Consider the following 12,283-nt stretch of genomic DNA (forward strand, 5'->3'; position numbering starts at 1 on the left):
AGGGGCAGGACAGTTCGGGAACGTCGTGCGTAACGTGGGTGCCGGGTCCTGACACCGCTGCCGGGCCAGCATGGGAGCTGACTACGACTGGAGGGACCGGATGATCGCGAACCACGATGGTGTCGAAGTGTTTATTGGTCTGGATGTTGGCAAGGGCGTCCATCATGCCGTTGCCGTGGACCGGGCCGGAAAGAAATTGCTGGACCGGGCGCTGCCCAACGATGAAGCCAAAATCCGGGAAATCATCGCCGAACTCGAGGACGCCGGACGAGTGTTGTTGGTCGTTGACCAGCCAGCAACCATCGGCGCGTTGCCGGTAGCGGTGGCCCAGGCCGCCGGTGTTCTTGTCGGGTATCTGCCGGGGCTGGCGATGCGCCGGATCGCGGACCTGCACCCCGGAGAGGCGAAAACCGATGCCCGGGATGCGTTCATCATCGCCGAGGCCGCCAGGACCATGCCGCATACATTGCGCTCGGTTCAGTTGGCCGATGAGCAGCTCGCTGAGCTGAGCATGCTTTGTGGTTTCGATGATGACCTGGCCAAGCAGGCCACGGCGACCTCGAACCGGATCCGCGGGCTGCTCACCCAGATCCACCCTGCTCTGGAAAGGGTGTTGGGACCCTACATGGATCATCCTGCGGTGCTGGACCTGCTGCGGACCTGGCCTACCCCCGAAGAGCTCCGTCACGCAGGCCGGCGCCGGATCGGGAACCGGCTGACCAAACTCGCGCCGCGGATGGGCGAACGCCTTGCCGATGAAATCATCGAGGCCCTGGGCCGGCAAACAGTCACTGTTGTCGGCACGAATGCCGCGACCATCGTGCTGCCCCAGCTCGCGGCCATGCTCTCCGGGCTTCACGAAAACCGCGCCATGGTCCTCACCCAGGTCGAAGCACTCGTGGAGGCCCACCCTCTTCACCCGGTCCTGATGTCTCTGCCGGCCGTGGGCATCAGGACCGCCGCACGAATCCTCACCGAAGTCGCCGGGAAAGACTTCCCCACCGCCGGGCACCTGGCCTCTTACGCCGGGCTGGCCCCAGTCACCTGGCGATCCGGGTCCTCCATCCGCGGCGACCACTCCTCCAGAAAAGGCAACAAAGTCCTCAAACGAACTCTTTTCCTCTCCGCGTTCGCTGCGCTCCACGACCCGCCGTCCCGGGCCTACTACGAACGCAAACGCGCCGAAGGAAAACGCCACAACCAGGCAATCATTGCCCTGGCACGACGCCGCTGTGACACCCTCTACGCAATGCTCCGCGACGGCGCCCTCTACCAACCCCCAACACCCGCCACCACTTGACGAAAAACATAGGGGCACTCTCACGTCCAGCTCGACGTCGGGATGGCCGCCGTCGCTAAAGTCCGACGTCGACACTCACCAGGAGGGGTCGGCCTTGGGATGAGAAGGCCCTTGCCGAAAACGAGCGGCGAACGCTGAGGTCGAGTTCCTGGGTGAAGTCAAAGTGCTCTTGCCACGAAGCAAAAATAGAGGACGTCTTCGAGTACGTCGAAGCGAAGTAGGCCAACGGTCACCGCGATGCGCATCCAAGCCCGGTGGGATGTGAAAGAACGATCCCTAGAAGCCCGTTGGATGTGAGAGAACGATCGCCAAAAACCCGTTGGATGTGAGAGAGGGCTACTTCCACCAGGTATCGAAGATGGTTACCGGCACAGTGCGCTTGTGGCGTGTACGGAGGTACTTCTGCTCAATGATTTCAGCGACGCCGTCGGGAACTTCGCGGCCCTCAAGGTAGTCATCGATTTGGTCGTACGTGACTCCGAGCTCGTCTTCATCGGTACGGCCCGGCTTGTCGTCCAGCAGGTCAGCCGTGGGAACCTTCTGCCAAAGTCGCGCGGAAGCGCCCAGCTCGGCAAGGAGCTCGCGGTTCTGGCGTTTGTTCAGACCGAACAGCGGCAGGATGTCCGCACCGCCGTCGCCATATTTAGTGAAGAAGCCGGTGACGGACTCGGCGCCGTGGTCTGTACCGACCACCAAATAATTGTGTTCGCCGGCGATTGCATACTGGGCAACCATGCGTGCGCGGGCCTTGGTGTTGCCTTTGTGGAAGTCGGAGATTTCAGCGCCGGTGGTTTTCTCGAACTCTTCCTCGAACCCGTCCACTGCGCGGGAGATGTTGAAGGTCCGTTCGGTCTTGGCCTTGATGAAGTCCAAGGCCGCCTGGGCGTCGTCTTCGTCGTGCTGGATACCATAGGGGAGCCGGACCGCGACGAAGTTCGCATTGACGCCTTCAGCTTCCAGTTCCTCGACAGCCAGCTGCGCCAATCGGCCGGCAAGAGTGGAATCAAGCCCCCCGGAAATGCCCAACACAAAGCCGTTCGTGCCCGTGGCTTTCACGTATTCCTTCAGGAACGTAACCCGTTTGCGGACCTCCTCTTGGGGGTTGATCCGGGGCTGGACGCCCATTTCCTCGATGATCTTGGCCTGGAGTTCGCGCATGTGTCCAACACTAGTCAGCCGCATGACAAAGGCTCAACCATATTGCGCCGTGATTCGCCCTCCCTGATTCGGCCGGGCCCCGCTGGACGTGAGAGAACGATGCTCAAAAACCCGTTGGACGTGAGAGAAGGATCGCCAGAAACGCGTCGGATGTGAGGGAACGTCAGGCGAGGAAGCCGCGCAGCAGTGAAGCCGTTCCTTCCAGGTGTTCGATGGTGGCCCGTTCAGCGGCGGGGGCATCGCCGCGCAGGATCGCTTCGGCGATCTCGGTGTGTTGTTCGTTGGCGTGCTCGAGGTTGGTGCTGAGCAAGGGAATCCGGTCCAGGAGTTCGTTGAGCCTGGAGCGTGTTTCGGCCACGGCGCCCACCAAGCTTGCGGAGCCGGACAGCTCGGCGACTGCGATGTGGAACCGGGCATCGCGGGGTCGGTAGCCCACGGCAGGGGAAGCGCTCACTTCGGAGAGGCAAACCTGCAGGTGCCTCCGGGCAGCCGCGGAGAGGTCCGCTTTGGCGGCCAATGAAGCAGCGGCAGGCTCGATGATGGACCTGAAGAGCAGGACGTCCTCCACCTCGGCGGGGTCGAGCGGCCCTTGGTCCGGCTTGCGCTGGACTGCCGTCGTGGACACGTACGTTCCGCCGTACCGGCCGCGCTGGACTTCCAAATAGCCGGCACTCTGCAACTCCCCCAGCGCATCCCGAAGGGTGGCTCGGGAGACTCCCAGTTGTTCGGCCAGTTCACGCTCGGGCGGCAGTTTTTCGGCCGGAGCAAAGATCCCCAGCTTGATGGTCTGCAGGATGTGTTCGATGGTCTCTTCGAACGCGTTGCCGCCCCTGACTGGGCGCAGCATCGAGAACGACGGGCCAAACGGTGAGTCCGGCACGGCATCTCCTTCCACGGAATGCGGGCTGCGCCAATCAGTGAGGCCATTCACAGGGCGCTGCTGCCTCCATGCTACCCACGCCGACCAATAAAGGTCATCAAAAAAACCATTGGACACGCCCTCAATTGTGATCCAAGTCATCAGGTTTTTCAGAAAAGTCTTGACTCGTGGCGAATCACGCTCCAGACTTTGAAGCACACTTTGGACTGAAAACAGTCCTTTAGGATCTGGATGATCCCCCGCTCGACTTTTCCCAGAAGCATTCCTCAGACGATAGGAACACGCATGGAAACAGTGCACCAGCCGCCCGGCGGCGAGGATGAGTATTTGAAGCACCGGCGCCTCAAACGGGGTGCCGCCGGATGGGTTCTCCTCGCGGGTCTCGGCGTGGCCTACGTGATCTCCGGCGATTTCGCTGGCTGGAACCTAGGCCTGGCACAAGGAGGCTGGGGCGGCCTGCTGATCGCTTTCCTACTCATGGCAGTCATGTACACGTGCATGGTTTTCGGACTCGCTGAACTTTCTTCAACGCTCCCGACGGCGGGGGCTGGCTATGCGTTCGCCCGCCGGGCCCTGGGACCCCTCGGTGGATTCGCGACAGGTATGGCGGTCCTCATCGAATACGCGGTGGCCCCTGCCGCTATTGCCACCTTCATCGGCGGCTATGTGGAGGCGCTTGGCCTCTTCGGTCTCACCAACTCGTGGCCGGTCTACCTGGTCACGTACGTCATCTTCATCGGCATCCACATCCGCGGTGTCGGCGAAGCCCTGAAGATCATGTTCGCCATCACCGCGGTGGCCACCATCGCACTGGCCGCCGCCGTCGTCGGCCTTCTTCCGAAGTTCGATTCCGCCCGGCTGTTCGATATTGTTCCCGATGGCTCTGCCGGCTCCAGCGCCTTCCTGCCCATGGGTATCAGCGGCATCCTGGCGGCGCTGGTCTACGGGATCTGGTTCTTCCTGGCGGTGGAGGGCGTTCCCCTTGCGGCCGAGGAAACGTCCAATCCCAAGCGGGACATGCCAAAGGGAATCATTGTGGCCGTCATTATCCTGGTCATCTTTGGAGCCCTCATGCTGGTCCTGGTCCCGGGAGCAGCCGGCTCACAAGCCATGAGCGAATCCGACAACCCCCTTCCTGAAGCACTACGCATTGCATACGGCGGCAACACTTTCCTGGCCGACTTCATCAATTACGCCGGCCTGGCCGGATTGGTGGCCAGCTTCTTCTCCATCATTTACGCCTACTCACGGCAGCTGTTCGCCCTGTCCCGGGCCGGGTACCTGCCCCGCTGGCTCTCCTTGACCGGCGCCCGGCGCACCCCGTACTGGGCGTTGATCGTCCCGGGCACGGTCGGCTTCCTGCTGGCTGCCCTGACGCGGGATGGTGCACTGCTCATCAACATCGCAGTCTTCGGCGCAACGGTTTCCTACGTCCTGCTGAACCTCTCGCACATCGTCCTTCGCAAGAAGGAACCCAACCTGGAACGCGGTTACAGGACGCCGGGCGGGATCGTCACGACGTCGATTGCCCTGGTCCTGTCCGCCGTGGCAGTCGTGGCGACGTTCGTCGTCGACGTCTTTGCCGCTTCCATTACGGCAGCGATTTTTGCCGCTGCCCTCGTTTACTACTGGCTTTACAGCCGGCACCGGATCGTGGCGGGCGCACCCGAAGAAGAGTTCGCCCAACTCGCCATGGCCGAGGCCGAGCTGAAGTAACAGCCAGCAGAACCTGACATCCACTCACAGAACCACACTGCGGAGACATCATGAATTCCCACATCCAAGAGTCCAGCCGGAACCGGCAGCTCACCGTCGACGAACTGCGCGAATCCGTTGCAAGCGGCGAAATCGATACTGTCATTGTCGCCATCACCGACGCCCTGGGACGCCTCCAGGGCAAGCGTTGCGGTGCACGCTCCTTCCTCGAAGACGTTCTGGACCACGGCGCGGAGGGATGTAACTACCTGCTCGCGGTGGATGTTGAAATGCAAACCGTTGACGGTTACGCGATGTCGTCCTGGGAAACCGGCTACGGGGACATGGTTATGTTGCCGGACGTTTCGACGCTTCGCCGTGTTCCTTGGCTCGAAGGCACAGCCATTGTGCAGTGCGATGTCCTCTGGACGGACCGGACGCCGGTAGCCGCATCACCGCGGCAGATCCTGAAGGCCCAGATCGAGCGACTCGAAAAGCTGGGCTACCGGGCCCACGCAGGGACCGAACTGGAGTTCCTGATGTTCGATGACTCCTACAACCAGGCCTGGCAGAAGAACTACACCGGCCTCGCGCCGTCGACGCAGTACAACGTGGACTACTCGCTCCTTGCCACTGCCCGGTTGGAACCAGTGATCCGCTCCATCCGCAACAACATGGAAGCCGCGGGCTTGGTAGTCGAGTCGTCCAAGGGCGAATGCAACCTCGGCCAGCAGGAAATCACGTTCCGCTTCGATGAAGCCCTCGCCGCCTGCGATAAGCACACGTTTTACAAGAACGGCGCCAAGGAAATCGCCGACCAGCACGGCAAGAGCATCACGTTTATGTCAAAGTTCAACGAGCGTGAAGGCAACTCCTGCCACATCCACTTCAGCCTCACCGATCTGGACGGGAACCCCGTGCTGGCGGGCGACGGCGAACACGGCTTCAGCCCCCTGATGGAACGGTTCGTTGCCGGTCAACTCGCGGCGCTGCGCGAACTGGCCTATTTCCTGGCACCGAACATCAATTCCTACAAACGTTTCGTAGAGGGCAGCTTCGCGCCCACAGCGATCGCCTGGGGTTTGGACAACCGCAGCTGCGCACTCCGCGTAGTGGGCCACGGCCGGGGCCTCCGCACGGAGAACCGTGTGGGCGGCGGCGACGTGAACCCGTACCTCGCAGTGGCCGCCATGATCGCCGCTGTCATCCATGGCATCGAGAACGATCTCCAGTTGCCGGCAATCACCAAGGGCAACGCCTACGAGTCTGACGCGGAACGGCTGCCCACTACCTTGCGGGACGCGCGGGACCTCCTGGCCGAGAGCAGCATCGCACGCAAGGCTTTCGGCGACGACGTGGTGGACCACTACGTCCATGCCGCCAACGTGGAGCTCACGGCTTATGACAGCGCCATCACAGATTGGGAGCGGGTCCGTGGCTTCGAACGTCTCTGAAACCTACGGGCAACCGTACAAGCCCAGAATCGCGCTCACCAGTTACCTTCAGGACGCCTCCTGGGGAGTGTGGAATACGACGGCGGCGATTCTCCCGGGATCGTACGTGGAGGCAGTGGTCGCAGCCGGAGCAACACCGATCCTGCTGCCTCCGCTGGGCACCGACGAATTCGTGCTGGACCTGGTGGACGGCCTGATTGTGGTGGGAGGTCCCGACGTCGATCCTTCCCTGTACGGCCAGGCACCGCATCCCACCACCAAGTCCCAACCGCACCGGGACAAGCATGACTCAGCGCTGATCCGTGCCGCGCTTGAGCGCGGGCTCCCGCTTTTCGCGATTTGCCGGGGAGCCCAACTCCTCAACGTGGTTTTGGGCGGAACGCTGATCCAGCACATCCCGGACGTCCTTCCTGGCAGCAACACTCAACCAGCTCCTGGTGTCTATGGTGAGGCGGCATTCGAAACCACCCCAGGGAGCCTCATCCACCACCTCCTGGGTGATTCCGCCACTTCGCCGTGCTACCACCACCAGGCCATGGAGGTCGTGCCTGAAACCCTGCGCGTCACAGCCCGCTCCGCCGATGGCCTGGTTCAGGCCATCGAAACTACCGAGGGCGGCTGGGTTCTTGGCGTCCAGTTTCATCCGGAACACAACCCCAATGATCTCCGGCTGTTCCGCGGCTTTGTGGAGGCTGCCGCCGGCTACCGCTCAGACCAGACCGCAACCATGAAAGCGATGTCCCCCGCATGACAGCAACAGTGTTTGATGTGATCAATCCGGCCACCGAGGAGGTCATCCAGACCGTTCCGCTCGCTGGCGTGGCGGAAACGGATGCCGCCATTGCCAAGGCAGCCGCCGCCTACGAGACGTGGCGGGCGGTGGCCCCCGCGGACCGGGCGTTGCTGCTGCGACGGTTCGCTGCCGCCGTCGACAATGATCTGGAGAACCTCGCGCAACTGGAGGTGCGCAACGCAGGCCACACGATTGGCAACGCGAGATGGGAAGCGGGCAACGTCCGCGACGTCCTCAATTACTATTCCGCCGCTCCGGAACGGCATTTCGGCCGCCAAATTCCCGTTGCGGGCGGCGTCAACATGACCTTCCACGAGCCGCTGGGCGTTGTTGGCATCATTGTTCCCTGGAACTTCCCGATGCCCATCGCAGGGTGGGGATTCGCGCCCGCACTGGCCGCAGGCAATACCGTGGTGCTCAAACCGGCGGAGGTGACGCCGCTGACCGCCATCCGCCTTGGTGAACTGGCTCTTGAAGCGGGCCTTCCTGAGGGGGTCTTCCAAGTGATCCCGGGCAAGGGTTCCGTGGTCGGCCAGCGGTTCGTCACGCACCCGGCGGTCAGGAAGGTGGTCTTCACCGGTTCAACCGGCGTTGGCAAGCAGATCATGGCAGGCTGCGCTGATCAGGTGAAACGCGTGACGCTGGAACTGGGCGGCAAGAGCGCCAACATCATTTTCGACGACGCCGATCTTGAGTTGGCTGCCGCCGCCGCTCCCGGTGGTGCTTTCGACAACGCCGGCCAGGACTGCTGCGCACGTTCCAGGATCCTCGTGCAGCGCAGCGTCTACGAACGCTTCCTGGAACTGTTGGAGCCAGAGGTCCTGGGCATGCGCGTGGGAGACCCCGCAGATCCGGCCACCAGCATGGGCCCTCTGATTTCGGCCCAGCAGTTGGACACGGTTTCGGCTTTCGTGCCCGACGGCGCCCCGGTCGCCTTCCAGGGGAAGGCGCCGGAAGGACCGGGCTTCTGGTTCCCGCCCACGGTGCTCACACCGGATCTGCAGGCGCCGTCCTTCACCGACGAAATCTTCGGCCCGGTTGTTGCCGTGGTGCCATTCGACGACGAAGCAGATGCTATTCGGATCGCCAACAACACCGAGTACGGATTGTCCGGCTCCATTTGGACGTCCAAAGTGGACCGCGCCCTCCGCGTTGCCCGGGGAGTCGAATCGGGCAACCTCTCCGTGAACTCCCATTCGTCTGTCCGGTACTCCACCCCGTTCGGCGGCTTCAAGCAATCCGGCCTTGGCCGCGAGCTCGGCCCCGACGCCCTTGACGCCTTCAGCGAGGTCAAGAACGTCTTCATTTCCACACAGTCCGCCTGATCTTTTTTCCACTTTTTCAAAGGAGAGCACCAATGCAAGCAGTAGTTTCCAACCGTCTCGCCGGCCGCAGCGCAGTCATCACCGGCGGTGCCAGTGGCATCGGTCTGGCCACAGCGCGTCGGATGGCAGCCGAGGGCGCCAACGTCGTGATCGCCGACATCGAACCGACCTCCGGGATTGCGGCAGCCAGCGAAGTAGGTGGCCTGTTCGTCAAAGTAGACGTGACCAGTGAAGAAGAAGTCCGCAACCTCTACGCCCAGACCAAGGAGACGTACGGCAGCGTGGACATCGCCTTCAACAACGCGGGCATCTCTCCCGCCGACGACGCTTCGATCCTGGACACCGGAATCGACGCCTGGCGCAGGGTGCAGGAAGTGAACCTGACCTCCGTTTACTACTGCTGCAAGTACGCCATTCCGTACATGCAGGAGCAGGGCAAGGGATCCATCATCAACACGGCATCGTTCGTGGCCGTCATGGGAGCGGCAACATCCCAGATTTCCTACAGCGCCTCAAAAGGTGGCGTCCTGTCCATGAGCCGGGAACTCGGCGTCGAGTTTGCCCGGCAGGGCATTCGCATCAACGCCCTCTGCCCGGGCCCGGTGAACACTCCCCTGCTGAAGGAACTCTTCGCGAAGGATCCTGAGAAGGCAGCACGGCGGTTGGTGCATGTTCCTCTGGGACGTTTCGCGGAACCGGAAGAACTGGCCGCAGCCGTCGCTTTCCTTGCAAGTGACGACGCTTCCTTCATCACGGCCTCCACTTTCCTGGTGGATGGCGGCATCTCGGGCGCTTACGTCACTCCCCTCTCGTAGCATCTCTCCTGCTGCCCCTGCCCGCTTTGGGCGGGGGCAGCTTTCTCGTTTAAGGCTCTTGACGTCGCGATAGTTACCGATATATCGTTAACTATCGCCGATACTCCTTCGGCGAACACTTATACCGAAAGGACGATGCTGTTATGAAAGGCATCCACGAACACGACAACACCTTCCCGGAGCATGGCTCCGGACTCCCCGAACACGGCCAGGGAAGAGGCCGCTTCAATCGGGGCAAGGGCCGCCGCGGCCCGCATGGACACGGCGGACCCGGCTTTGGGCCCGGCGGTTTCGGACCTGGTTTCGGACCCGGGGGCTTCGGCCCGGGCGGTTTCGGCCCAAGGGGCTTTGGTCCCGGTGGCGGGCGGCGGGCAAACCGCGGCGACGTCAGGGCAGCCATCCTGTCTTTGCTGGCCGAGTCGCCATCCAACGGCTATGGGCTCATCAGGACGATTGCAGAAAAGACGTCCGGAACATGGCGGCCCAGCCCCGGATCTGTTTACCCCACGCTCCAGCAGCTGGTTGATGAAGAGCTCATCACAGCTGTGGGCGAGGGACGTCGGACAGAATTCACGTTGACGGACGATGGCCGCGCCTACGTTGCCGAGCATGAGGAAGAGCTCGCCAATGCCTGGAACACCGAGGCCGATGGAAACATGCAGGAGTTCCACCAAAGCATCGGGAAACTCATGGGGGTCGTCCACCAGTTCCGTGCCGCGGCAACCGACGAACAACGGAGGGCAGCAATCGAGAAGCTCGATGAAACCCGCCGCGCGCTGTACCTGATCCTGGCCGACTGATTCCTCCGATCCACCCCCTTGACCTTGACGTAACGTCAACCATTACTGTCAAAGGACAAGCCAGGAACAAGAGGGCCAGGACGGAGGACACATGGACTGGTCGATCCAGGAAATCGCCAAGATGGCAGGGACCACCAGCCGCACGCTGCGTCACTACGACGACATTGGGCTGCTCAAGCCAAGCCGGACCGGCCATAACGGCTACCGCTATTACGACGGTCCGGCCTTGGTGCAGCTCCAGCGGATCCTCCTGCTCCGGGAACTCGGACTGGGTTTACCTGCAATTGCTGACGTGCTTGCCCGGGAGACCGACACCGTCAAGGCGTTGAGCGGCCACCTGGAATGGCTTGGGCAAGAGCAGGACCGCCTGGCGCGACAGATGGCGTCGGTGCGGCAAACCATTGACACATTGAGAGGGGATGGAAAGTACATGGCACAGGACATGTTTGATGGCTTCGACCACACGCAGTACAAGGACGAGGTAGAGCAGCGCTGGGGCAAGGACGCTTATGCCACAAGTGACGCCTGGTGGCGCGGCATGAGCGCCGAAGAAAAGCAGCAATGGAAGGATCGCTCCCGGAAACTGGGGAGTGACTGGATCTCCGCCGCCATGTCCGGAATCGCACCCGACAGCGCTGAAGCACAGGAACTGGCAAGGCGCCACGTCGAATGGCTGCGCGGAATCCCCGGCACACCCTCCGCCACTCCCGGTGGAGACGTGAAGGGCTATGTCACAGGCCTCGGCGAAATGTACGTTGCGGACCCTCGATTTGCCGCCAATTACGGCGGAGAGTCCGGAGCAACGTTCGTTCGGGATGCCCTCCGGGTTTACGCGGAGGAGAACCTGTAGGCAGCCGGGATGCGCCGATTGGGGTTTGGCAATAGTCTGGCCGAATGGGTACAAGCACCGTAAAGTCCAGCGACCAGGTTGACCGGCAGACACGCATTCTCGAAGCCGCCCTGGAACTGCTGTCCCGCCACGGCATTTCGGGCATCAATATGCGCGCCGTGGCGCGTGAAGCTGGCGTCGCCTTGGGACTCGTGAACTATTACTACGAAGACAAGTCGAGCTTGATCCGTGCAGTGCTGCACCAAATTGAACAACACGACCTCATGCTGGTGGAGCCGGAGCCGGACTCAACCCCTGAGGAGCAGCTTCGAGAGTCACTTCGGCGCGTTGCGGACCCCGATCTCCTGACCACGCCGTACCTGTCCCTCCGCCTCCACCTCTGGGCCCTCGCCCAGGCCCATGAGGACTTTGCACGGATCAACGCTGCGGCATTCGACCGGTATCTGGACGGGCTCGCCACACTCATAGGGAATGCCAAACCCGAGCTTTCTACCGATGAGAGTAAGGAGCGGGCAGCAGACATCGTCGTCGTGCAAAACGGCATGTGGCTCACCACGCTCCTAGGTATCGACAAGGCTGCCATCGATCGAGGCATTGCCCGCACAGAGCAGATCGCTTTCGCCCCTTCGCGTCACGACGACCGGCAGTGATGAAGCGCGGCCTGGCCGCTATCACGGTGCTGCTTGGGTTTGCCCTTTCCGGATGCCAGCCTGTTGCCGGGCCGCTCACGGTCGGGTCTCCCTCAGCAGCTGTGCCCAGCCCGTCGTCCTCTGAGCTTGCGGTCATCATCCAGACTGCCGTCGAGGACCGCAACAGCACTGCCCTCGACGTTCCCCCGGAACCGCATCTCAGCGACATCCAGTCGACGGCGGCCTACAGGGCGAAGCGTGCGAGGGACCTTCCGGTGGTGGCGAGGTCAAAGGTCGGCTTCAAGTCGAGGGGTTTCTGGTACACGGACTTTTCGACGACGATCACGGTGGAGTCAATCGACGTGGCCGGCTCGGAAGCGAGCGTCGATTTCAAGGAATTCACCGAGCAACACCAGGCCTCGGCAGCGAATGGACCAAGCAACACCCCGTCCAGCTACTCGCTGCCGCAGACGGCGATGTTCCGGGCATCCGCGGATGGCTGGCAGCTCGACAGCATCACGCCGTCGGTACATGGGCGCGGCTTACCGATGTCCGTCGTCGAGTAGCGGGAACAGGGCTGGATG

The 12,283-nt window shown here is 62.3% G+C and carries 11 protein-coding genes and 1 pseudogene; 10 read left to right on the forward strand and 2 right to left on the reverse strand.

From position 1 onward, the window contains the following. Nucleotides 1-38: 38 nt before the first annotated feature. Nucleotides 39-1,300 (forward strand): annotated as a pseudogene (locus ACTAQJ_RS14115) (IS110 family RNA-guided transposase). 336 nt (nucleotides 1,301-1,636) lie between these two features. Here the strand turns inward: ACTAQJ_RS14115 and nadE are convergent. Together nadE and ACTAQJ_RS14125 are read right to left on the reverse strand one after the other, a co-directional pair. After that, the gene (nadE, locus tag ACTAQJ_RS14120) at nucleotides 1,637-2,458 is read right to left on the reverse strand and encodes an NAD(+) synthase (RefSeq protein WP_431117879.1); all 822 of its coding nucleotides are present in this window, start codon (nucleotides 2,456-2,458) and stop codon (nucleotides 1,637-1,639) included. Nucleotides 2,459-2,621: 163 nt separating this feature from the next. Beyond that, complete coding sequence (locus tag ACTAQJ_RS14125) at nucleotides 2,622-3,338, reverse strand: FadR/GntR family transcriptional regulator (RefSeq protein WP_498696984.1); 717 nt, start codon at nucleotides 3,336-3,338, stop codon at nucleotides 2,622-2,624. Between the two features lie 285 nt (nucleotides 3,339-3,623). On the opposite strand from ACTAQJ_RS14125, the gene eat reads away from it, so the two are divergent. The 9 genes from eat (at nucleotide 3,624) to ACTAQJ_RS14170 (ending at nucleotide 12,265) form a co-directional block, all read left to right on the forward strand. Beyond that, nucleotides 3,624-5,054, forward strand: coding sequence for an ethanolamine permease (gene eat, locus ACTAQJ_RS14130; protein ID WP_498696985.1), 1,431 nt, complete (start codon nucleotides 3,624-3,626; stop codon nucleotides 5,052-5,054). 50 nt (nucleotides 5,055-5,104) lie between these two features. Beyond that, nucleotides 5,105-6,487, forward strand: coding sequence for a glutamine synthetase family protein (locus ACTAQJ_RS14135; RefSeq protein ID WP_498696987.1), 1,383 nt, complete (start codon nucleotides 5,105-5,107; stop codon nucleotides 6,485-6,487). Beyond that, nucleotides 6,468-7,238 carry a gamma-glutamyl-gamma-aminobutyrate hydrolase family protein gene (locus ACTAQJ_RS14140; RefSeq protein WP_498696989.1) on the forward strand — a complete coding sequence of 257 codons (771 nt, stop codon included), beginning with the start codon at nucleotides 6,468-6,470 and terminating at the stop codon, nucleotides 7,236-7,238. Before ACTAQJ_RS14135 ends, ACTAQJ_RS14140 begins: the two co-directional genes overlap by 20 nt. After that, on the forward strand, nucleotides 7,235-8,605 hold the full coding sequence (locus tag ACTAQJ_RS14145) for an aldehyde dehydrogenase family protein (protein ID WP_498696992.1): 1,371 nt from the start codon (nucleotides 7,235-7,237) through the stop codon (nucleotides 8,603-8,605). The genes ACTAQJ_RS14140 and ACTAQJ_RS14145 overlap by 4 nt, the downstream gene beginning before the upstream one ends. Nucleotides 8,606-8,637: 32 nt before the next feature. After that, nucleotides 8,638-9,420 (forward strand): 3-oxoacyl-ACP reductase, encoded by a 783-nt coding sequence (locus ACTAQJ_RS14150; RefSeq protein ID WP_280626356.1) that lies wholly within the window; start codon nucleotides 8,638-8,640, stop codon nucleotides 9,418-9,420. 143 nt (nucleotides 9,421-9,563) lie between these two features. Beyond that, entirely contained in the window at nucleotides 9,564-10,220 is a 657-nt protein-coding gene (locus tag ACTAQJ_RS14155; RefSeq protein WP_431117871.1) for a PadR family transcriptional regulator, read from the forward strand. Between the two features lie 91 nt (nucleotides 10,221-10,311). Continuing rightward, on the forward strand, nucleotides 10,312-11,070 hold the full coding sequence (locus ACTAQJ_RS14160; RefSeq protein WP_498696994.1) for a MerR family transcriptional regulator: 759 nt from the start codon (nucleotides 10,312-10,314) through the stop codon (nucleotides 11,068-11,070). Between the two features lie 44 nt (nucleotides 11,071-11,114). Continuing rightward, entirely contained in the window at nucleotides 11,115-11,720 is a 606-nt protein-coding gene (locus tag ACTAQJ_RS14165; protein WP_498696996.1) for a TetR/AcrR family transcriptional regulator, read from the forward strand. Further along, nucleotides 11,717-12,265, forward strand: coding sequence for a hypothetical protein (locus tag ACTAQJ_RS14170; protein ID WP_498696998.1), 549 nt, complete (start codon nucleotides 11,717-11,719; stop codon nucleotides 12,263-12,265). The genes ACTAQJ_RS14165 and ACTAQJ_RS14170 overlap by 4 nt, the downstream gene beginning before the upstream one ends. Nucleotides 12,266-12,283 lie beyond the last annotated feature (18 nt).

This window comes from Arthrobacter sp. alpha11c, from assembly GCF_054149985.1.